This is a genomic window from Leclercia sp. UBA2479 (assembly GCF_002341985.1).
Lineage (GTDB): Bacteria > Pseudomonadota > Gammaproteobacteria > Enterobacterales > Enterobacteriaceae > Enterobacter > Enterobacter pneumoniae.
Window position 1 is genome coordinate 96495 of record NZ_DDPB01000009.1, and the last position, 21222, is coordinate 117716.

Genomic DNA, 21222 nt, shown 5'->3' on the forward strand with positions numbered 1-21222 from the left:
TGTGCCCGCGTTCTTCACTGCAAAACAGCCACCTCGGGCATAAATTAGGGGTTAATTGCCAGTACCGACCTTAACAAAGGGACTGCCATAGCCTGGTCTTTTACTGATGAGTTTACCAACATATAAATCCCGAACCTCCTGTGAGGCCACTCTTCCCACAAACTCCATACGTTTGGTTTCCGGTTTGAGAGTTAGCTCACGGGTAAAGTATTGTTGTGAACCTGCTTTAATCCAGCACTCAATTTGATATACCTCCATCACAAGCCCACCGTAGGTGGCATAGGCAAATTTGAGGTTGTCATCTTTCGGAACTCTCGCCCAAACGCCGCGCGTCGCCTCATATAATGCGAGATCGCTCATGCCTGATTTGTAGGTGCTATTTAATAAGAACGCCAGCCCGGCGTGTTCCGGCGCTATTGTTGTCTCTTCTTTAAGCAGTAATTGGTGCAGTTCATCGAGCGTGATGCGGCCCATTAATGAACTACTCCCACGGACTTTATTGGTAAGCGTATCTACGCCTAGTAGATCGATACAGGTCGCTTCTACCAGTTTCGCAGCCGATTCCTCCATGCCGTGACGAAGGATGTCGATGCCCAGGCTATTTCTGGCCATAAGCGCTTTAATTTGTGTTGATTTGGGTGATTCATCGGGGCGTTTAATATGGTCAATACAGCGTACACCTTTGCCCTTGCCAATGTAAAAAGGTCTCTTCGTCTCATCCTCGAGATCATAAAAGGCGTAAACATAGGATTGCGCCATATTTAATGATTTTGCATATTTGGATAAATCCATCACAGTTCAGCTTCCTTGATTGTCAGGATAAATTACGAGTAACACTATCGGCATTTTTAAGCAGAGCTTCACTGTTTATACCGGTGCCATTTCGCCTTAAAACTAAACAACCCCTTTCCTCTATCAATTAGAAAAGAAGGTTTTGTATTTATGGTGTTCGACATTCATTTCATGATCGATTTTCCAGGTAAGACGCATAAGGCAGGTGATAACAGGTGAACGTCCCGTCTCTGGAACACCCGTTCTGGTCTTCATCTTCCCACTCTTCGCAGAACGCACGCAGGCTCTCGTCGTCAAACTCAATCGTGACAGAACCATCGTATTCCCGATCAAAGAAGAGCGACAGACTGGTGCTGCTGTGCGGCCATACCGGCTCGATCGCTATGTGGGGATAGTGTGCTTTAAACCAGCTTAATAACGCTGCTCTACCCGGCGGATTTTCACTCTTTTTAAAATTATCATCATGCTTTATGGGAAATTTGCGGCCGAAGACCACGAAATAACAATCTTTTTTCTTCTCTTCGAAATAGTTATCGAGACACCAGATAAGTTGCGGCATAAAAAGTGACGGTTGAAGACAGGGTATTGGTATTATAGCATGAAATATATCTCTCTCATAAATAAGAACTATCCTGATGAAAAAGCCTGCCTCAATTTTTATGACACATGCTGTCACTCTGACGGACTTTGATAAAGCAGCGTGCATTATTAATAAGGGTATCGTTGAACGGCTCTGCATCCAAATAAAGCCTTATTATTGCCCAACGGCCGAGTGGATTACGGCTTTTCACCAACACTACACTAACCGGTGCGCAAGTTTTGCGATCACAGCGAGGGGCGTCTGCTATCTCAGCCTCGATCAAGTTAATGTTGAAATTCACGGGCTCCAGGCGGTAATGACGCATCTGGCGCTGGTGGTAGAGCAGGTCAATATTCAACTGGGCAATGAAAGTATTCTTTCTATTGTTGATTTAGCAGATTCCGGGATGGAAATTCGGGAGGATATTTCAGGTCTGCTCGATTCTATTAGCTGGAGCTAATAAGCATGGCGGGCGTAAACGTTTTTTATTATCAACCCTGTTATTAATATTCCCGCTCTCACAGACGTGTAATCCCCGCTTGCTTTGCGTAATCAAAAAAGGAAAAAGAGAACATTCTGCCGCGCCGCCAGTTAAGAGGGCGAGGGCGCTTGCCTTGCATCGTCAGAGCGGGCGCGTAACATTCACTCTGCAGCGTGGCAATTCGCGTAGCGGTAAAGAATGGGATATTATTCGCCCCCTTTCTTACAGCAGGCGACCTGATGTCTACCATTGTTGATACCTTTATTGCACCACCGTGCCATGACGAAATAGAGATCCTTTATGAGGACGAACATTTGGTGCTGATCAACAAACCTGCCGGCTTGCTCAGTCTGTCGGGTAAAAACCCGCAGAATCTTGATTCGGTGCATTACCGCCTGGTCCAGCGATTCCCCGGATGCGCGCTGGTGCATCGTCTCGATTTTGGCACATCCGGGCTGATGGTGGTTGCTCGCACTAAACCCATTAACGCGGCGCTTTGCCAGCAGTTCAGCCAGCGCAGCGTAAAAAAAGGCTACAGCGCGCTGCTCTGTGGCCATCTTCGCCATGATGAAGGGGTAATTGATGCGCCCATTGCTAGAGATCCTGCGTTGTTTCCGTTGATGTCGATTTGCGCTATCAAGGGTAAGCCAGCACGCTCTCGCTATCGGACTCTGGAGCGTTTTTATCGCGACGGTCTGCCAGTAAGCCGGGTGGCACTTACCCCCGAGACCGGGCGAACCCATCAACTGCGCATTCATTGCCAGCACCTGGGCCACCCGATATTAGGCTGCGATCTCTACGGCGGGCGTCTGCAGCCGGGCACGGAACAGACGTTGCGGTTGATGCTGCATGCCAGCGAGCTGCATTTTGTCCATCCGGTCAGCCATGCGGTGATAGATATACATCATGCCAGCCCGTTCTGACGCGGTTTACCACATCAGGTCATCAGGGATCTTGAAATCGGCGTAAGGATCGTCCTGATCTTGCTCCTCCTGACTCAGCGCACTGTGTAACACAATACTGCCGGCATCACGCTGGGCAATTTTCTCGGCAACGCTCGCCGGGATGATGGCGTATTCGCCTTCCGGTTTGTTATCAACGGCCAGACGCGCAATGGCGAGACGTCCGTTAATCAACTGGGCCTGGGTGGTCTTATCCACTTCCAGCTTTTTAATGACGTTATTGTCGGTAAAGTTAAAGGTAATATTGCCTTTAGAGAGGGGAATGCGGTTCATTTCAATGAGCTGCTTCACCTGTGCTTTGAACTCTTTAGAGAGCACTGCCTGCTTCTGCTGTTCGCTCAGCTGCTTATCCCGCTCTTGCTGCGCCTTTTTATTCTCTTCTACGGCTTCACGCGCCTCACGGGCCTGAACGCGCGACTTCTTAGCGGTTCTCTGGACTTTGGCCATTTTCTTGCTGGTGACTAGGCCAGCTTTGAGCATTTGCTCTTGTAAGGTGAGTTTTGTCATCGTCTTCTCTGAACCCGTTAAACATTTTCCACGATTATACCTGCAATTATTAACAGGATACCAGGATTGCAGGGAGTGGCGCGCTGGCCTACTCTGGTGAGATTCACCCTATTCAGGAGTTCGTCATGTCGCAGCACAATCCTTTTTTTGAAATCAGCGCGTTACCTTACCAGGCTCCGCCTTTTGACCGTATCAACGACGACGATTATCGTCCGGCCTTTGACGAAGCGATCCGCCAGAAGCGTGAAGAGATTGACGCCATCATTAGCCAGCCCCTGCCGCCTGATTTTGACAACACGATTTTAGCGCTGGAAAAGAGCGGGGCGCTGCTGTCGCGCGTCAGTAGTGTTTTTTTCGCCATGACCTCAGCACATACCAACGACTCTCTGCAGGCGCTGGAGGAGGCGGTTTCAACCGAACTGGCGGCGCTCTCTAATGATATCTGGCTTAACGATGCCCTTTTTGACCGCGTTGAAGCTGTCTATAACCAGCGGCATGACCAGGCCCCGGATGCTGAATCCCTGCGCCTGACTGAAGAGCTTTATCAGCGTTTTATTCTGGCCGGCGCGCGGCTGGATGCCGCGGGTAAGGAAGAGCTAAAAGCGTTAAATACCGAGTCGGCGACGCTGACCAGTCAGTTCAATCAGCGGCTTCTGGCTGCGGATAAAGCGGGTGGGCTGGTGCTCGATTATCGCCATCAGCTTGATGGTCTCAGCCCGGCAGAGGTAGCCGCCGCCGCGCAGGCCGCAGAGGAAAAGGGGCTCCAGGATCGCTGGTTGATTCCGCTGCTTAACACCACCCAACAGCCCGCGTTGCAACAGCTTCGTGACAGGCAAACCCGTGAAAATCTTTTTCAGGCCAGTTGGCTGCGCACGCAGAAGGGCGATCAAAACGATACCCGCGCCATCGTCTGTCGCCTGGCCGCGCTGCGTGCCCGGCAGGCTGAACTGCTCAACTTCGAGAGTTTTGCCAACTGGAAGCTGGCCGACCAGATGGCGCAAACGCCGCAGGCGGCGCTGGAGTTTATGCGCGGCATTGTCCCGGCGGCGCGAGGGCGCGCGCTAAAAGAGCTGGCGGACATTCAGCATGTGATTGACGCTGAGCAAGGCGGCTTTACGGCTCAGGCCTGGGACTGGTCTCTCTATGCCGAGCGCGTGCGGCTGGCGAAATATGCGCTGGATGAGAGTCAGGTCAAACCTTTCTTTGAACTCAATACGGTGCTCACCGACGGCGTTTTTTGGGCGGCAAGCCAGCTCTTTGGCGTTCGCTTTGTTGAGCGTAGCGATATCCCGGTTTATCACCCGGATGTCCGCGTCTGGGAGATCTTCGATGATAACGATGACGGGCTGGCGCTATTCTATGGCGATTTCTTTGCCCGTGATTCGAAAGGCGGAGGCGCGTGGATGGGCAACTTCGTCGAGCAATCTCATGAGTTCGCCACGCGGCCGGTAATTTACAACGTCTGTAACTACCAGAAACCGGCCAATGGCCAGCCTACGCTGATCTCCTGGGACGATGTCATCACCTTGTTCCATGAATTTGGCCATACTCTGCATGGGCTTTTTGCCAGCCAGCGTTACGCCACGCTTTCAGGGACCAATACACCGCGCGATTTTGTGGAATTTCCTTCGCAGATCAACGAACACTGGGCCAGCCATCCGCAGGTTTTTGCCCACTACGCTCGTCATTTCGAGACCGGAGAGCCAATGCCGGACGCGCTGCGTGAGAAAATGCTCAGCGCCACCCAGTTTAATAAAGGCTATGACATGACCGAACTGCTGAGTGCCGCGCTGCTGGATATGAACTGGCACAGTATCAGCGCCGATAAAGCACCGCAGGATGTCGACTCCTTCGAAGCCGCAGCCCTCGAGAAAGAGCAACTCAATCTCCCGGCCATACCGCCACGCTATCGTAGCAGCTATTTTGCCCATATTTTCGGCGGCGGTTACGCGGCGGGTTATTACGCCTACCTCTGGACGCAAATGCTGGCCGACGACGGCTACCAGTGGTTTGTTGAGCAGGGCGGATTGAACCGCGAGAACGGACAGAGATTCCGCGAAGCAATTTTGTCCCGAGGGAATAGCACTGATTTAGCTGAACTTTATCGCGCGTGGCGTGGGCAGGATCCGCAGATTGAACCAATGCTGGTAAATCGCGGATTAAGTTCGTAAGGACTTTTTCAGGCTGGAAACAAAACCGGGCATCGAGTGGATGAGCCGAGCGCAACGGTCACCGCTGGTGGTGGTGGCAAATCGCAGTTGGTGATGCCCACCCTGATTCAAATGGGTTATGGCGAACGCCCTGGACAAGCGCCGTGAGTACTGGACTGGATAAGCCGCTGGGAACGGTTGTTGCTGGCGGCGGCAAATTTGGGCTGGTAGCAGCTAATTTGGTTAAACACTTTGGCGGTAACTACCAGGGCGCAGGTGTGCCTCTGGATGAACCGGCCCATACGGTTACTACCACGGATCACCATGGCCTGGTCACATCGCACCTGGTGATGCTGCGTGGTACCTGTCAGGATAGCCGGGTAGTGGATGCTCCAGCACCGGGTTTAACAGCTGGCGGCACTCATGTCGGGGAAGTGAAGACCACGCTTGCTGTCGAAGGCTACAACGAAGAACGCGCCCGGCAAGTACTCGAGTTCCTTCGCGAGTATTGCAGCGAGGACTCCGACGGCTCAGTTATAGTGGATGGCGTGCTGTATCGGATCGTTGATATTGGGATGCGCATGCTCCAGCCACACGAACTGTACCGGGCGCAGGGATTCCCGGACTGGTACGTCATCGACCGGGACTATCGCGGACTGAAGTACACGAAGGATGAGCTGGTGGCCCGGTGTGGGAATGCAGTCCCACCGTCGTATGCTGGAGCACTGGTAAGGGCAAACCTACCCGAGCTGTGCAGAACTAAGTAAGCTGCATAATCGATTAAAGTGAAGCCGCTTAAACGCGGCTTTTTAATGCAATCGCTGCATAACGCGAACAGAAGATATTATACCTATTGAACTATAGAGCCATCAAAGAAAGGCGCTTCCGAATTCTGTCAGACTGTGCTTTATGCAGTAATCCGGCCCAGAATTATGGCTCAGCCTGAGAAATTAAACCAGGCGGCAATTGAGAAAAGCCTATCCGTGATTAGATTTTTTAACCCCACCGCCCAATCAAAACGTGATACGCTTACAAAACAATAAAATGGAAGAATGTGAGCTCTGTAAAAATAGGCATCATTTTAATTGATGGGTTATGAACATTCACAACTACGGAGCGGTATAAATGAAATCCTTTGAAAAGCTAGCACTCGGATTGCTTTTTATTACGTCCTCTTCACTTGCATCCAGTGCGACCAGTGGGCTTGTATACAAATCAAACAATGAAACCTTCGTTTTGACAAAGGAATGTGTTTCAGAAGTGAGATTTTACGATGGGGTTTTCGATTCTAAAGTTTTCTACTCAACGAGTATAAGATTAAAAAACACTAAGGGCTGTGCCCAAAAGCTAAACGCCATAGTAAAAAATAACGTAGGGGGGCGCTTGCGAACATATTTTAACTCTAAGCTATTAATGGACAGTTACATCGCTAGCGCGCTATCTACGGAAAAGGGTTTCAAAATGCCTGTGGAAAATGAACAAATAGGAAAGGATATCGTTCTTTATTACAACAAGAGCAATTAAAACTACCAATTTAAAAATTATGGCCACCGCTTAATGTTATGGCCATGATTTTCACTTCACATTAGCGTTTAGGAAAATCCAAAGTTACCGTCACAGGAACAGAGTGAGATCTGACCCTTGCATAAGAGTTCCCGGCTCCTGTTGCTGTTAACGAAAATGACCCCGGCCCCATGGTTCTGATGGTTTTAATCTGGTTATACTCAGGATATTTAACCTCAACATCGAATGATGATTCTGTGTTAGATGAAGGACTGAAATTGATAGTTGAAGGTTGTGGATGCTGTAAACTCCCATTGAAACCTTCTAGTTCAACCCATTCACTCCAAGCTCCCGGAACTGCAATTACACGGCGGGATTCAAATGGGCCATTGTAGGAAGTTCGGGGCTGACAAAAAACACCGCCTCCAGCTTTGTTAGAGCGAATCTTTTTCATTGTCTCATTGATACGAGCCTCTTTCCCGTTATGAAACTGTGCAAATTTAATTCGATAAATACTATTAGCTAGAGTCTTATCCCCTTTTTTAAGAGCATCTGTAAGCTTTTTATAATCTTGGTCTTGAGTAATATAAGGGCAGTTCTTTTTGCCACAGACAACACAGATATTGTTTTCCAGTGCATCTTTGATTTCCTGTGGGAGTTTATCAGGAATTGAATTTGCGCTAATTTTCAAACTATCCCATTCCCATGTTCCTGTCATCATGTTCCATGACAAGCCTGGCTCAGGCGGAACACCTTCATCACAGTTAAAGACATCGTAATTGACGTTGAGGTTATGATCTTTAGGCATAGAAATTCCTTTTAATTAATTTCGATTATTTCTCTGATACTTGATATTTCAAGTGCTGATGAGGGAAAGTCCGTCTGTCCCTATATTTCATGGTTATAGTTTGCATGACATGCAGGCAGAAACACTGCAATGGCGGTCAAGAAAGATAACCTTGATTTTATTGATGAAACTTCCTTGTCGTAAGTCAATGCCTGCTGCTCATCCTTAAACCACAGGCATCCTGATCCGGTTAATCCCTTAACACATCAGCGCTTAGGTACTTAATTGACTGTATATTTGTACAGTCAATTAATCGTACATCGCTGATTTTTTGTTGTCAATAACAAGAATCATTATCAATTAGGGTAGGCGTGAACACTTTACACCCTATATGAGAGGGTTGAATGAGCTTGTTAGGTTTGGCGTATGAGCAACCTGACGACTATGGTACGCAGAGAGATCGGCATATTAATGGTCGCAACCGGGGTGGCCTACTTTGTGTCAGAGTCGATTAAGGAATAGACACAGCGCGGCAACAAAATACCAACCTGACAAATAGTGTCACTCCCGATAATTATATTTAGCCGCCGGGGCGGCGCTGACTCGAGACGCCTGAAGTTTTCTTATCAGTCATTTACTCCGGAATTTTTGGCTGCCTGAGGTGTAAAAAATAACGAGCAATTTTTACACGCACGTAGCGTAAAAAATTTTCTAAATCATGCAGATAAATGAACTTGCGGAAACATATATTTCGCGTGCATACTTAAGCCGAATGAACAAACACTGTTTATCCGTACAGTATTTTGATGTATGGTTTGATCGCTGCGGTAAGATTTTTGAATTCTTTGTCGGCCAACCTATTAGGAAATTAAAGCCATTTGTTATCTTGGTTTCGTAAGGGGAGCTTTCCCCGCCGGCAGAGATAAATTTGTTGATAGCAAAAAGGGGGTAGATGTGGCTGAGGTGTGTTCCGATGGAGGTGAATATTACGATCTCGTGAGGCGTTCAGACGGCGTTTCAGCCGGTTCTTTTAAGCTCCGGACCGGTGACCGAGTGCTGTTAAGCAGTGACGGCGTTGAGGTAGGGCATAAACATCTCCAGACGGACGAGCGCATCGTTGCCCGTGACACACTTGTCGAAATTGTGAAGGAGTTATCGGCCCGCAATTGACCTTTTTAGTGCCTGAATAGCATAATGTTCCTATCGGCCTGAACAACCGATAACCTGACCACGATGCGCCACGGAGACAACTCCCATGGCGCAGTTACAACTAATCAAGCAGTCCTCAGGAATCCTGATCCCCGCAACGCCGGAGACCAGCGAATTACTGCAATCAAAAATCAAGCTTGGCGCCGTACTGGTTGCCGAATTCAAACAGGTCCGTAACGCGGCTTTTCACCGTCGCTTCTTCGCGCTTCTGAATCTGGGCTTCGAATACTGGGAGCCAACCGGCGGGGCCATCTCATCCAACGAACGTAAGCTGGTGACCGGCTACGCCAAATTCCTGGCATCCTTCGGCGGGAACGAAACCGCGCTGCTGGATGCGGCTGAACAGTATCTCGATCGCATCGCCGACAAGCGCACCGGGAGCATCAGCGCCTGTAAGTCCTTCGACGCTTATCGCGCCTGGGTAGCAATCGAATCCGGCCATTACGACGCCATACAACTGCCAGATGGCACCCTTCGCAAGCATCCCCGCAGCATTGCCTTCGCCAACATGGACGAAACCGAGTTCCAGCAGCTGTATAAGGCCGCACTCGATGTTCTCTGGCGCTGGATATTGTCCAGGGCATTCAGAGACCAGCGCGAGGCCGAGAACGCCGCTGCGCAGCTCATGAGCTTCGCGGGGTGATGGCGATGAAGGAATCATGGTTCCAGCATACCGAATGCACCACTGCGCAGGCCGAACAGCTGCTAGCGGATTACCGGCGCCGCGGCGTGGAAGTTGAGCGCAGCCTGAATCCCGATTGCATCACCTGGACTGTGAGCGCCCGGTTGCCGGAAGCCAGGCGGCAAGAACGCACGCCGCGGACATTTCGCCAAAAGGGCTGGGGGTGATCATGGCTAAGAAACCCCGCCGTAAGTGCGCAAACCAGAACTGCCGCGAGTGGTTCCACCCGGTTCGTAACGGCCAGGTGGTCTGCTCTTATGAGTGCGCCACTGTTGTTGGTAAAGAGCAGACAGCAAAAAACCGGGCCGCCGAAAAACGCAAAGAGGCTCAGCAGGTGCGGGCCCATGAGAAAACCGAGCGTGCGGCCTGGCGCCAGCGTAAGGCATCAGTAAAACCGCTCAAACACTGGGTGGACCTGACCCAGCGCGCTGTTAATGACATTTGTCGTGAAACTGAACTGTCAGAAGGTAGGGGCTGCATTTCCTGTGGCACCAAAACCGCCTTTGCCTGGCATGCTGGTCATTACCGGACGACGGCTGCTGCCGGACACTTGCGCTTCACGCGTATCAACATCCATCTGCAGTGCGATGTTTGCAATGTCCATAAATCGGGAAACATCGAAAAATATCGCGCTGCGCTGGTGGAGCTATACGGCGAAGAAGTTGTAATGAGCCTGGAGAACAACAACACCCCACATCGCTGGACGGTGGATGAACTGAAAGAAATCAGGCTCACCGCTCTGGCAGACTTACGTTCACTGAAAAAGCAGGTGGCAGCATGAAACCAGAACTGATCGAATCGCTTCGCATGCGCTGGCTGCTCCTCCGCATTTATCGCCGCCCGGGTACGGTGCTGGTGGACTACAGAATTTTACGCAATTTCATTCGCATTTACCTGATGGTAGGAGCCGCAGCATGATTCACGCATAAGAAGTTGGCAAAGCAGGGGAGCATGCGCGCCTGCGCACGCTGGAGAGCGTCTGGATCCAGGGAAAGCTGCGCATGTGGGGGCGATGGTCCTATATCGGCGGAGGTAGTGCCGGGAATATGTTCAATCAGCTGCTGACCAGCAAAACGGTAAGCAAGACCGCAATCAATGAAGCCCTGCGGCGCATGAAGAAGGCCGGTATATCTAAGCCGGAGCTGGAAGAGTTCCTCCGTGAAATGCTCAGTGGCAAAAACAAAAGCGGTTTGGCATTTTGCTCTGATGAGGAGGGGCTGAAAATTGATGGTGTGATCGGCGCTGTGCTGGTCAACCCGGGCTATGCTGGCCTATTCGGCATTCTGGCGCAGCGCTACCGCTGGCGGAAGAGCAAACGGCAGATGGCTGAGGAGTTGAAGGAACAGCACCCGGACTGGAGTTATATGACGTGTCGCCGCCGGATCGATATGTGGTTAAGTCTGGCCGAATCGATGCTTTACAGGCCAATGTGTGACACTTTCGGCACAAATGGTGATAGATTTTCCTTGCAAAGTGAGCCATCTGGTGATTGAATTGTGATAGGCTCGGGACGTTAAAGCGAACTGAGCAGCAAACTTAAAAGAAGCCCGCCATTGAGCGGGTTTTTTTATTCCTAATGCCAGGTTGTCAGTTACACAAGCCGCTTGGTTTTTTAAGGGGTCCGCATTCTCCGAAATCCTGCATTACGTATCCTTTTGACTTCATGCAGTTCTCTACCTTTTTAGTTCTGGCAGTGAGCTGCTCTATCGTCTCGCCGGGCTTCAGGCAGTTGCGACAAAATTTTTTATCCCATGAATTAAGCGAAAATTTCCTGTCAACGCCGCACTCGTATAAATCGTTACGGCGAGTCTGCACATTTGTGTGACCCATAGTCTGTGGCTTTTGGAATGTCTGAACATATGGAAAGGACGTGTAATTACTTGAGTCCATATCTGCGACAACACAACCGGTTAAGCCAATACAACAAACCAGGCTGAGACTCGTTATCCTTTGCATCGTTTTTATCTCTCCATAATTACGTATTAAAACTCCCCGCGACCCGGCTTTTATCGGGCGTCCCTATTTATAGCACACAGCACCCCGAAACCAATCGGAGGTGAGAGCATGTTACGCATGGAAAAATTAACCACTGGTATCGCCTACGGAGCATCAGCAACCAACGCCGGTTACTGGAGTCTCCAGCTGCTCGATCAGGTATTACCATCGCAGTGGGCGGCCATTGGTGTACTCGGCAGCCTGGTCTTCGGGCTGCTGACTTATCTGACGAATTTGTACTTCAAAATCAAAGAGGACCGGCGCAAAGCCGCCAGGGGGGAATAGTGGCAGACAGATCAAAGCTAAGCGCCGCGGTACTGGGGCTGGTCCTCGCTGGTGCGTCAGCTTCCGCAATCCTCGATCAGTTCCTGGACGAGAAGGAAGGCAATAGCCTGAACGCCTACCGTGACGGCTCCGGCATCTGGACTATTTGCCGTGGCGCCACGCTGGTGGATGGTAAACCGGTTCGGCAGGGTTTAAAACTTACCCAGGCCAAATGTGACCAGGTAAATGCAGCTGAGCGTAATAAAGCGCTGGCCTGGGTAGATCGTAATATCCACGTGCAGCTGACTGAACCACAGAAGGCCGGGATCGCCTCGTTCTGCCCCTACAACATCGGGCCGGGTAAGTGCTTCCCCTCTACGTTTTACCAGCGCATCAATGCTGGTGACCGTAAAGGGGCATGTGAAGCAATCCGCTGGTGGATTCGTGACGGCGGCAAAGACTGCCGATTAACGAAGGGCCAAAAGAACGGCTGTTACGGGCAGGTTGAGAGGCGCTATCAAGAGAGCGCGTTAACTTGTTGGGGGATAGACAAGTGAGCCGATTCGCAGGTATCACCTGCGCTGTAATCATCATAGTTGTCAGTGCGATGGGATGGGCCATCAGCCACTATCGCGACAACGCCATCACCTACAAAGAGCAGCGCGACAAGGCAACTGAGAATCTCAGCCTTGCGAACGATACCATTGACGACATGAAGGTGCGCCAGCGTGATGTGGCCCTACTGGATGCCAAATACACGAAGGATTTAGCCGATGCGAAAAAGCAGCTTGATGATCTGCAGCGTTGCGTTAGCGCTGGTAAGTGTGGGCTGCACGTCAACGCCAAATGTCCCGCGAACGGAACGTCCAGCACCGGCGGCATGGGCGATGCTTCCAGCCCCCGACTTACAGACTCCGCTCAACGGGATTATTTCACCCTCAGAGAGCGAATCGTCACAGTGACGAAGCAAGTCGGGTATCTGCAGGACTACATCAACACTCAGTGCCTGAGATAAAAAAATGAAAAGCTTGCGGCAACTGAGGCTTTACATATTTCGCTGGCAGGCCTGGTACAGAGCTGTTAAGTAGGGCCACCCAGTTTCTTTATATGAGCGACACTTTTCCAGTTAATGATGACTGACGCTATAAGTCCAATGTACCAGGGAATGCTTGACCCCTCGAAAAATTTATCACCAATGATATCGCCCAGAGCAAGGCATGTAAAAATCGAAGAAAAATATAGCCATAAGCCAAAAATTTTGGGGGTGTTAAACATAAATATCATCCATTGACCTTGAGCTAACAAATCATCAGCTATATCAACAGATCAAATCAACTACCTGTTTCAGTACGTTACGGCAGTGCTTATCTCAAAGCTCTTTTAAAGTAGAGCGTCTGATGATGTTCTCCATTCTGCACAACACGGTTAGCCACGCTGTGAAGCGTCGCGACACTGGCCCATCAACGGCAAGGATCATGAGATGATTGCTACTATCGGGACCATCCTCGTCTGGTCCCTTATAGTTATTGCAGGCGCTGCTGTTCTATTGTTCGCATTCATCGGCTTTATGTTCTTTATCAGCTGGCCGAAGTGACGCTGACTGTTAGCCATTACAGAAGCCCTTCACAGAGGGGCTTCGATAATGGTGATGAACAGCGTAAATATACGACTGTTTTACATGATAGAATGCCACCTCATTGAAAAGGAGGTTGTATGGTAAACGATCCAAAAGACACCAACTTCAATACCCTTGATGCCGCTAGTTATGCTAACCCCGGGGCAAAAACAACGCTAACTACAGGACCCTCTGGTCATCTTTATCGGTGGGAGTGGGATGGAAAATCCCACGAACTGCTCATCCCATCCGAAAAGCTAATATTTCAAGATTTGATCCTTGAACGCCTCTTCGAGGCCGCGATTGAAATGGCCAAACGATAATATGTATTAGTGCGTTATTTGCGTAATAGTTAGTACACAGGCCACCCTTGAGTGGCTTTTTTCATTTCTATCCTCAGTTGCAGATAATCACTCACATATCCCCGAAAGCGGATAAAGAGGCTCTCAATGTCCGACATCTACCAAATCACACTAACCACACAAACAGGCGAAACCTTCAGAGGCAAGATGACTCGTAGCCAGCCCGAGCTGGTTAACGGCTTTGTGCCGCTGGCGACCGAGACGGGCGAGTGGCTGTATTTTGCCCCTGCCGATGTGAAGCGCGTGCAGTTCACGCCAGTACCAACAGAGGAAGCACCGGCAGAAACTGAGGAGTCAGCATCATGAAGAGCTCATTTATCCCGGAGTTAGCACAACAGACTTACTTTGTGTTCTATCCTTGGGCGGTTACATTCATTTTTTGTATGTAAGCTTTCTCTTTCAAATGCTCCAGTGCAGGTTTGATGCTACTCAGCCAGCCGTCATTGGTCGTATCGACATTGTGAATAAACACGTTTGCCGCCCCTCTCTCCAACAACCCTCTTGCTGAAACTTTTTCGTGGAGTAAGACGAGTGTTGGTTTTTTTAATGTTAGAGCGATAGCTGTTTCTATCTGATTCCATTCCGTAGGTAGAATAATGCCATTAGCGTCATTACCTTTGATGGAGCCTTTGTCGATGAATATTTGTGGTAGGGCAAATATGATCACACAATCACACCGAGTCATAAGTTCAACGATATCTTCAAAAGGCGTTTGCAAACATGGCTGGCTGATTCCAATAGTGTTTCCGTACATCATTAAGTCTGGAAGCATGTCGTCAAACTTACTCAGCGCTGGTCTTAAATGCTCCGGCAACCAATTGGGTCTTGAGATGAAAACATCCATCAAATCTTGTTCTTTGCTCATGGCCTTCCTCCAGCATTAAAACTTCATTTACTCACAACAATTAGAAAGACGACTGGGGTGAGTTACTCAAAATTTTACAACATTATTATTCTTAATTAGAACAAAGGATAGAGGGTGTTATGGCAAAACCCGACTGGGAGGCCATCGAAACGGCTTACCGGGTCGGAGTGATGTCCCTCCGTGAAATCGCATCTCAACATGGCATCAGCGAAGGCGCTATCCGTAAGCGTGTCAAGCGTGATGAATGGTCACGCGACCTGAATGCAAAGGTGAAAGAATGCGCTGACGATCTGGTACGCAAAGCTGAGGTACGCAAACAGGTACGCTGCGAAACGGCACTGTCTGAACGCGTACTGATTGAGGCCACTGCCGAGGTGATTGCCACGGTTCGTAAGGGACATCGTGGCGACATCCGCCGGGCGAGAACCCTGGCGAACGCCCTGTTTGATGAGCTTGAGGCCGAGTGTGCAGATGTTGAGTCTCTGCGTAAGCTGGGCGAACTAATGCTGGATCCAGACGATAACGGGCGGGACCGGCTGAACGAGCTTTATCATGCCATCATCAGCATGCCTGAGCGTGTTAAGTCGATGAAGGCCCTGAGCGAGACGCTGAAGAATCTTATTGGCCTCGAACGGCAGGCCTACAGCATGGACGAAGGCGAAAAAGATAAGGTCGTTGACGCACTGTCCGACCTGATGGATTCGCTATCTCAGGGGGGCGTAATGAAATCTGAGCACCTTAATCTGCTGGCTGATAAAGACTGGCGGCTGAACAATCTCTATTCGATCACCGACAAAGAAGGTAAGCCCACGCGCTTCAGGATGACGCCTGAGCAGCGGGCGTCGCGGAAGACATTTAATGTCTATTTTATCCTTAGTCATTGAATTTATTTGCCTTATGCCTACTATGTGACGGCACATAGCAATTAAAATGATGATAGTGAAGAAAATTTTAATTTCCTCTGATTGGGGCAGTTTTGCTCTCAGGCTGTGCTCGTTCATACGGACCAGCTGAGACAATTATTAATAAGCAGATCGTAGAGCCAAAACCGGGTGTAGAACAAACAAAGGTCACAGTTACCCGAAACAATTCATCGGTGGAGTAAGTGGAGGCACATGTAAATTCCTCGTACAGATTGATGTAGACGATATTGCTAAGTTACGCCAGAATCAGTTCGTAACAGCTTATCTGGCTAATGGACCCCATAAGCTCCGCGTAAGTAACGAATGGTATGGGCTTGCGCAAAGCGCTCGATATTGACGCTAATGGTCAAGACCAGGAATACCTCACTGAGGTTGGATTCTGGGGGCAATACAGAATGTGGCGTGTCAAATAAGCCGTACAACCAATCAACTTAAACCCGCTTCGGCGGGTTATTTTATGGACGCAATATGGAAACGATTATCGGCGCGAAGGGTGGCAGCCAGAAGCAGCATACCCCAGTGGAGCAACCCGATTTCGCGCAGTCTATGGCGCGCTGCCGTATGCTGCTGGCGCTTGGTGAGGGGGAGTTCGCTGGCGGCCTCGACGCTTCGCGAATCTTCCTTGATGGTACCCCGCTGGGCAATCCTGACGGGACGATGAACTTTGAAAACGTCTCGTGGGAATTTCGCCCTGGCACGTAGACCCAAACGCCGATCCCCGGATTTCCTGCTGTAGAAAACGAGTCCAGCATTGGCGTATCGCTGACAAAAGTTGCTCCCTGGACCCGCGCACTGAGTAATACCCAGATTGACGCGGTGTTCGTAGGTATTGGCATACCCGGACTTCAAAAGCAGGAAAACAACGCTGATGTTTTAGGTAACCCCAGAAAACGGAATCGAGGTGTAATTGTGAATCGCGTTCGCTGAGTAACAAGACTTTCGTTCCCGGTGCCACGTTATAACGGCCGATTGGAGCCGGATCGTACGCAATATCACGCTCGGCTTCGTCGGCAAGAAACGCCAGGTACGCTTCCCGGGTTTGGGCTTGTGCAAAACGTCCACACATAGAAACCTCCTTCAAGGTTAGGTGTTTTCGCCAGTACTCTGTTGTTACTCAGCCCCGGGTAGAAAATGGCAGATTCTCACTCTGTTAGCCATCACGCCGGGGCAGCTCCGCTCTTTGTGCGCCGTTTACCTCTCATTTACTTTCTCCATGATAGCGTATTAAACGATCCGCAACCCGGCACGGAATACCGGGAACGTAGATACCAAAACACAAAATCTATCCATGCAAGCATTTACCGCCAGTCTCTGGCGGTTTTTTTTTGCCTGCTTTCACGAGCAGAACTGTTTGCGGTACTGGGCAGGCGACAGGGCAAAGTGCTGTCGGAAGTGATGGCGCAACGTAGCGGTATTACCGAAGCCGGTCTGTTCGGCGATACGGTCAATACTGAGGCGGCTGTTCTCCAGAAACTCTTTGGCGCGGGTCAGGCGTTCGTTCAGCAGCCAGCGGGCAGGGGTGGTACCGGTCGCCTCCTGAAAACGTCGCAGAAACGTACGCTGGCTCATCCCCACGCGCTGGGCGAGGGAGCCCACCGTATGCCCCAGGGTCAGATGTTGATGCAGGTAATCGAATAACTGCCCCAGCCGTTGGCTTTCACGCAGTTGTGCCACCGGGCGGCTGAGCTGCTGGGTCTGAGAACCATCGCGATGGGGCGGGATCACCAGGCGGCGCGCGACCTGATTAGCTGCCTCCATGCCATAATCACGTCGTACCACGTGCAGGCACAGATCAATACCCGCAGCGCTCCCCGCGGAAGTCAGCAGTTGCCCCTCGTCCTGATACAGCACATCTTCCACCACGTTAATGCGCGGAAAGCGGCTCTTCAGGGTTTGGGTATAGCGCCAGTGCGTGGTTGCGCGCTGGCCATTCAGTAGCCCCGCAGCGGCCAGCACAAAGACGCCTGAGCAAATAGAGAGCAGATGACAGCCTCGCTGCTGCGCCTGTTGCAGGGCTTCGCACAGCGCTGACGGCACCGGGCTCTCTACGCCACGCCAGCCAGGAACGACAATCAAATCCGCCTCCTGCAGCAGCGACAGGTCACCATCGGCGACCATGCGGATCCCGCCCGTAGCCCGTAGCTCGCCGCCATCCACAGATGCCACGGCAAAGCGATACCAGTTCTCGCCCATTTCCGGGCGCGGCAGGCCGAAGATCTCCACCGCCACGCCAAACTCAAAAGTACAGAGGCCGTCATAGGCCAGTGCCACCACACGCGGGCGCGCGATATGTCTTAAGTTTGTCATCTTTTTGCTGTTTTCTGGCATAGGTGCTGGCATTCACAGGCATCGTCTCTCGTTACTCTAGTGTTAACACAGACACACAGGAGAAAGCCATGAGTTATGTTACCGAGTTCCCCGTCGCCGAGCCGCAAGAAGCGGTCGCCCATTTTCTGCGTCGCCTGAGCGTAGAGACCGACTGCGCGGATGTGCACCATGCCCTGAGCAGTGGTCAGCAGGATTTCGTGTTACTGCACGTCGTCGGGCAGGCGGCTCATTTTGCCCATCGCCACCTGCCGGGTGCCATCCATTTACCCTGGTCGCAAATCACCGCCGAGAAGATGGCTCAGTGGCCGGAGGGTACGCTGTTCGTCGTTTACTGTGCCGGGCCGCATTGTAACGGAGCCGATCGCGCGGCGCTGAAACTCGCCCGGCTGGGACTGCCGGTAAAGATCATGCTGGGGGGGATCACCGGCTGGGAGGATGAAAATTTCGCCTTCGCCAGCGGTGACTGAGTGCAACATGAATTTTATTCAACACACATGAATTTTTCTCGTTTGCCGTGGCGGGTTGCATGTGACATCTTTTTTGGACATTTAGACATCCAGAAGTCTAAAGATTCATAAGATGAATTATCACTGTCGGCAATCATCTGCCGACAGATAAAGGAGAAAAGCATGCAGCGACATAACGCCCCATACCGCGCCGACGTAGTTGGCAGTTTCTTACGCCCTGACGCCATTAAAGAAGCGCGGGTGAAATTTGCCAACGGTGAGATTGATGCCAGCGCGCTGCGTGCCATTGAGAATGACGCCATCCGCCATGTTGTTGAGCAGCAGTGTGCCTGCGGCCTGCACGTGGTGACGGATGGTGAATTCCGTCGCGCCTGGTGGCACTTCGATTTCTTCGACGGTCTGCAGGGTGTGGAGCGTTACGATTCCAGCCAGGGTATTCAGTTCAACGGCGTGCAGACTAAAGCCCACGGCGTGCGGGTTACCGGCAAACTGGGCTTTGGCGCGCACCCTATGCTGGAAGATTTCCGCTACCTGAAAAGCATTAGCGGTGAAGCGCAGCCAAAAATGACCATCCCCAGCCCGAGTGTGCTGCACTTCCGCGGCGGTCGCAAAGATATTGATGCCACCGTCTATCCTGAACTGGATGCCTATTTTGACGATCTGGCCACCACCTGGCGCGATGCGATCCACGCCTTCTATGAGGCAGGCTGCCGCTATCTGCAACTGGACGACACCGTCTGGGCCTATCTCTGCTCCGACGACCAGCGTCGGCAGATCATCGAGCGCGGTGACGATCCCGAGCAGCTGGCCCGCACCTATGCGCGTGTTCTGAACAAAGCGCTGGAGGGCAAGCCCGACGACCTCACCATCGGCCTGCACGTTTGTCGCGGTAACTTCCGTTCAACCTGGATCTCGGAGGGCGGCTACGAGCCGGTGGCCGAAGTTCTGTTTGGCACGGTGAACGTTGACGCTTTCTTCCTGGAGTACGATAACGATCGCAGCGGCGATTTTGCCCCCCTTCGTTTCGTCCGTCCGGGCAAGCAGCAGGTTGTGCTGGGTCTGATCACGACCAAAAACGGCGAGCTGGAGAACCCAGAAGGGGTGAAAGCGCGTCTGGAAGAGGCGAGCCAGTATGTGGCTAAAGAGCAGATCTGCCTCAGCCCGCAGTGCGGGTTTGCTTCAACGGAAGAGGGCAATAGCCTGACCGAAGCACAACAGTGGGACAAGGTTCGCCTGGTCACCCGCATCGCCAACGAAGTCTGGTAAAAAATGAGGCACAGCGTTGCACTTATTTAATGCAACGCTGTGCCGCTGCACCATCTCCATCCGTTAAACCTCGCTAAACCCGTCCGCTGTCAACCTGGCATCCTTTTTGCTCATTCACTTCTGAAATGATGTTTTGCTCTTTCTACGTCCTGTCGTCGCGGACGATTTCGCACAGCTTTCTTTTCAGGAGTGAAAATATGCACCGTCGTACCTTAATAAAAGCTTTTGCTCTGTCCGCCTCTGTGGTGGCCATGGGGATGAGTTTCAGCGTTCAGGCCGCTGAAACGATCAAAGTCGGCATCATGCACTCGCTCTCCGGCACAATGGCTATTTCTGAAACGCCGCTGAAAGACGTGGCGTTAATGACTATTGATGAAATTAACGCCAAAGGGGGCGTACTGGGCAAAAAGCTGGAGCCGGTGGTGGTGGATCCCGCCTCGAACTGGCCGCTGTTTGCTGAAAAAGCGCGCCAGCTGCTGAGCCAGGATAAGGTTGCCGCGGTGTTCGGCTGCTGGACCTCGGTCTCGCGTAAATCGGTTTTGCCGGTGTTTGAAGAGCTGAACGGCCTGCTTTTCTATCCGGTCCAGTACGAAGGGGAAGAGATGTCGCCGAACGTCTTCTACACCGGCGCTGCACCTAACCAGCAGGCGATCCCGGCGGTGGAGTATCTGTTGGGTGAAGATGGCGGCAGCGCGAAGCGCTTCTTCCTGCTGGGCACCGACTACGTCTATCCACGCACCACTAACAAAATCCTGCGCGCTTATCTGCACTCGAAAGGAGTTCAGGATAAAGATATTGAAGAGGTCTATACGCCCTTTGGTCACAGCGACTACCAGACCATCGTCTCCAGTATCAAAAAATTTGCCGCTGGCGGTAAAACCGCAGTGGTCTCTACCATTAACGGCGACTCTAACGTTCCCTTCTATAAAGAGCTGGCGAACCAGGGGGTAAAAGCCACCGACGTGCCGGTCGTCGCCTTCTCGGTTGGGGAAGAAGAGCTGCGCGGTATCGACACCAAACCGCTGGTGGGGAATCTGGCCGCCTGGAACTATTTCGAATCGGTCGATAACGCTGACAACCAGCAGTTTGTGGCCGCGTATAAAGCCTACGCCAAAGCGCATAAGCTGCCGAACGCCGATACCGTGGTGACCAATGACCCGATGGAAGCCACCTATGTGGGGATCCATATGTGGGCTCAGGCGGTTGAGAAGGCCGGTACCACCGACGTGGATAAAGTGCGTGCCGCCATGGCGGGCCAGTCCTTTAAAGCGCCGTCTGGCTTCACCCTGACCATGGATGAAACCAACCACCACCTGCATAAGCCAGTGATGATCGGTGAAATCGAAGATAACGGTCAGTTCAACGTGGTCTGGCAGACCGATGCCACGGTGCGCGCTCAGCCATGGAGCCCGTTTATCGCCGGTAACGATAAAAAACCCGACACCCCTATCAAAACCGCCAGTAACTAAGTTCAGGGAGATCAG

24 protein-coding genes and 4 pseudogenes are annotated in these 21222 nt (G+C 51.4%); 21 read left to right on the forward strand and 7 right to left on the reverse strand.

Going from position 1 to position 21222, the window contains the following annotated elements:
- Window positions 1–51 precede the first annotated feature (51 nt).
- Together B3B59_RS10115 and B3B59_RS10120 are read right to left on the reverse strand one after the other, a co-directional pair.
- The gene (locus tag B3B59_RS10115; protein ID WP_286808885.1) at window positions 52–795 is read right to left on the reverse strand and encodes an LEM-3-like GIY-YIG domain-containing protein; all 744 of its coding nucleotides are present in this window, start codon (window positions 793–795) and stop codon (window positions 52–54) included.
- A gap of 166 nt (window positions 796–961) precedes the next feature.
- Entirely contained in the window at window positions 962–1351 is a 390-nt protein-coding gene (locus tag B3B59_RS10120) for a hypothetical protein (protein ID WP_286808886.1), read from the reverse strand.
- A gap of 76 nt (window positions 1352–1427) precedes the next feature.
- Between B3B59_RS10120 and B3B59_RS10125 the strand changes: the two genes are divergently transcribed.
- The gene (locus tag B3B59_RS10125; protein ID WP_263617244.1) at window positions 1428–1832 is read left to right on the forward strand and encodes a hypothetical protein; all 405 of its coding nucleotides are present in this window, start codon (window positions 1428–1430) and stop codon (window positions 1830–1832) included.
- 260 nt (window positions 1833–2092) lie between these two features.
- Complete coding sequence (locus tag B3B59_RS10130; RefSeq protein ID WP_286808887.1) at window positions 2093–2776, forward strand: RluA family pseudouridine synthase; 684 nt, start codon at window positions 2093–2095, stop codon at window positions 2774–2776.
- Between the two features lie 6 nt (window positions 2777–2782).
- Here the strand turns inward: B3B59_RS10130 and B3B59_RS10135 are convergent, their stop codons facing one another.
- Window positions 2783–3322: a DUF2058 domain-containing protein gene (locus B3B59_RS10135; protein WP_040075776.1), complete on the reverse strand. Its 540-nt coding sequence runs from the start codon at window positions 3320–3322 to the stop codon at window positions 2783–2785.
- Window positions 3323–3447: 125 nt separating this feature from the next.
- On the opposite strand from B3B59_RS10135, the gene dcp reads away from it, so the two are divergent.
- The 3 genes and pseudogenes from dcp to B3B59_RS10150 all read left to right on the forward strand — a co-directional run bounded on the left by dcp (window position 3448) and on the right by B3B59_RS10150 (window position 6996).
- Window positions 3448–5493, forward strand: coding sequence for a peptidyl-dipeptidase Dcp (dcp, locus tag B3B59_RS10140; protein WP_286808888.1), 2046 nt, complete (start codon window positions 3448–3450; stop codon window positions 5491–5493).
- 9 nt (window positions 5494–5502) lie between these two features.
- Window positions 5503–6239: pseudogene (locus B3B59_RS10145) on the forward strand (cytosine-specific modification methylase); the annotation flags it as partial.
- 358 nt (window positions 6240–6597) lie between these two features.
- Complete coding sequence (locus B3B59_RS10150; RefSeq protein WP_286808890.1) at window positions 6598–6996, forward strand: hypothetical protein; 399 nt, start codon at window positions 6598–6600, stop codon at window positions 6994–6996.
- A gap of 61 nt (window positions 6997–7057) precedes the next feature.
- Here B3B59_RS10150 and B3B59_RS10155 read toward each other — a convergent pair whose 3' ends face one another.
- A complete protein-coding gene (locus tag B3B59_RS10155) occupies window positions 7058–7783 on the reverse strand; it encodes a colicin Z family toxin (RefSeq protein WP_286808891.1) in 726 nt (241 codons plus the stop codon).
- Window positions 7784–9017: 1234 nt separating this feature from the next.
- Here B3B59_RS10155 and B3B59_RS10160 point away from each other — a divergent pair.
- The 10 genes and pseudogenes from B3B59_RS10160 to B3B59_RS10205 all read left to right on the forward strand — a co-directional run bounded on the left by B3B59_RS10160 (window position 9018) and on the right by B3B59_RS10205 (window position 14195).
- Window positions 9018–9614: a DUF1367 family protein gene (locus B3B59_RS10160; protein ID WP_233802509.1), complete on the forward strand. Its 597-nt coding sequence runs from the start codon at window positions 9018–9020 to the stop codon at window positions 9612–9614.
- A complete protein-coding gene (locus tag B3B59_RS10165) occupies window positions 9614–9820 on the forward strand; it encodes a hypothetical protein (RefSeq protein WP_046885583.1) in 207 nt (68 codons plus the stop codon). The genes B3B59_RS10160 and B3B59_RS10165 overlap by 1 nt, the downstream gene beginning before the upstream one ends.
- A gap of 2 nt (window positions 9821–9822) precedes the next feature.
- Window positions 9823–10434 (forward strand): recombination protein NinG, encoded by a 612-nt coding sequence (locus tag B3B59_RS10170; RefSeq protein ID WP_046885584.1) that lies wholly within the window; start codon window positions 9823–9825, stop codon window positions 10432–10434.
- Window positions 10431–10571, forward strand: coding sequence for a YlcG family protein (locus tag B3B59_RS10175; RefSeq protein WP_046885585.1), 141 nt, complete (start codon window positions 10431–10433; stop codon window positions 10569–10571). Before B3B59_RS10170 ends, B3B59_RS10175 begins: the two co-directional genes overlap by 4 nt.
- An 11-nt stretch (window positions 10572–10582) precedes the next feature.
- A pseudogene (locus tag B3B59_RS10180) lies at window positions 10583–11146 on the forward strand (DUF1133 family protein); the annotation flags it as partial.
- A 571-nt stretch (window positions 11147–11717) separates the two neighbouring features.
- Complete coding sequence (locus tag B3B59_RS10185; RefSeq protein WP_286808892.1) at window positions 11718–11933, forward strand: class II holin family protein; 216 nt, start codon at window positions 11718–11720, stop codon at window positions 11931–11933.
- Window positions 11933–12469, forward strand: a complete 537-nt coding sequence (locus B3B59_RS10190) for a lysozyme (RefSeq protein ID WP_414671904.1) — start codon at window positions 11933–11935, stop codon at window positions 12467–12469. The genes B3B59_RS10185 and B3B59_RS10190 overlap by 1 nt, the downstream gene beginning before the upstream one ends.
- Window positions 12466–12927, forward strand: coding sequence for a lysis protein (locus B3B59_RS10195; protein ID WP_286808893.1), 462 nt, complete (start codon window positions 12466–12468; stop codon window positions 12925–12927). Before B3B59_RS10190 ends, B3B59_RS10195 begins: the two co-directional genes overlap by 4 nt.
- 698 nt (window positions 12928–13625) lie before the next feature.
- Window positions 13626–13850: a hypothetical protein gene (locus B3B59_RS10200; RefSeq protein WP_286808894.1), complete on the forward strand. Its 225-nt coding sequence runs from the start codon at window positions 13626–13628 to the stop codon at window positions 13848–13850.
- Between the two features lie 126 nt (window positions 13851–13976).
- Complete coding sequence (locus tag B3B59_RS10205) at window positions 13977–14195, forward strand: hypothetical protein (protein WP_233802499.1); 219 nt, start codon at window positions 13977–13979, stop codon at window positions 14193–14195.
- Window positions 14196–14241: 46 nt separating this feature from the next.
- Here the strand turns inward: B3B59_RS10205 and B3B59_RS10210 are convergent, their stop codons facing one another.
- Window positions 14242–14754 carry a hypothetical protein gene (locus tag B3B59_RS10210; RefSeq protein WP_286808896.1) on the reverse strand — a complete coding sequence of 171 codons (513 nt, stop codon included), beginning with the start codon at window positions 14752–14754 and terminating at the stop codon, window positions 14242–14244.
- 119 nt (window positions 14755–14873) lie between these two features.
- On the opposite strand from B3B59_RS10210, the pseudogene B3B59_RS10215 reads away from it, so the two are divergent.
- The 3 genes and pseudogenes from B3B59_RS10215 to B3B59_RS20545 all read left to right on the forward strand — a co-directional run.
- Window positions 14874–15470, forward strand: a pseudogene (locus tag B3B59_RS10215) (hypothetical protein); the annotation flags it as partial.
- A 675-nt stretch (window positions 15471–16145) separates the two neighbouring features.
- A complete protein-coding gene (locus tag B3B59_RS10220; RefSeq protein WP_046885589.1) occupies window positions 16146–16379 on the forward strand; it encodes a hypothetical protein in 234 nt (77 codons plus the stop codon).
- A 90-nt stretch (window positions 16380–16469) separates the two neighbouring features.
- Complete coding sequence (locus B3B59_RS20545) at window positions 16470–16604, forward strand: hypothetical protein (protein ID WP_422655496.1); 135 nt, start codon at window positions 16470–16472, stop codon at window positions 16602–16604.
- On the opposite strand, the pseudogene B3B59_RS10225 reads toward B3B59_RS20545, so the two are convergent.
- Both B3B59_RS10225 and ftrA read right to left on the reverse strand, forming a co-directional pair.
- Window positions 16555–16743 (reverse strand): annotated as a pseudogene (locus tag B3B59_RS10225) (SOS response-associated peptidase family protein); the annotation flags it as partial. The gene B3B59_RS20545 and the pseudogene B3B59_RS10225 overlap by 50 nt on opposite strands.
- 269 nt (window positions 16744–17012) lie before the next feature.
- On the reverse strand, window positions 17013–18005 hold the full coding sequence (gene ftrA, locus B3B59_RS10230; RefSeq protein WP_207293834.1) for a transcriptional regulator FtrA: 993 nt from the start codon (window positions 18003–18005) through the stop codon (window positions 17013–17015).
- Window positions 18006–18073: 68 nt separating this feature from the next.
- On the opposite strand from ftrA, the gene B3B59_RS10235 reads away from it, so the two are divergent.
- The 3 genes from B3B59_RS10235 (at window position 18074) to urtA (ending at window position 21207) form a co-directional block, all read left to right on the forward strand.
- The gene (locus tag B3B59_RS10235) at window positions 18074–18472 is read left to right on the forward strand and encodes a rhodanese-like domain-containing protein (protein ID WP_046885591.1); all 399 of its coding nucleotides are present in this window, start codon (window positions 18074–18076) and stop codon (window positions 18470–18472) included.
- A gap of 162 nt (window positions 18473–18634) precedes the next feature.
- Window positions 18635–19738 (forward strand): cobalamin-independent methionine synthase II family protein, encoded by a 1104-nt coding sequence (locus B3B59_RS10240; protein WP_286808897.1) that lies wholly within the window; start codon window positions 18635–18637, stop codon window positions 19736–19738.
- 197 nt (window positions 19739–19935) lie between these two features.
- Window positions 19936–21207 carry an urea ABC transporter substrate-binding protein gene (gene urtA / locus B3B59_RS10245; protein ID WP_207291783.1) on the forward strand — a complete coding sequence of 424 codons (1272 nt, stop codon included), beginning with the start codon at window positions 19936–19938 and terminating at the stop codon, window positions 21205–21207.
- The last annotated feature ends 15 nt before the right edge of the window (window positions 21208–21222 follow it).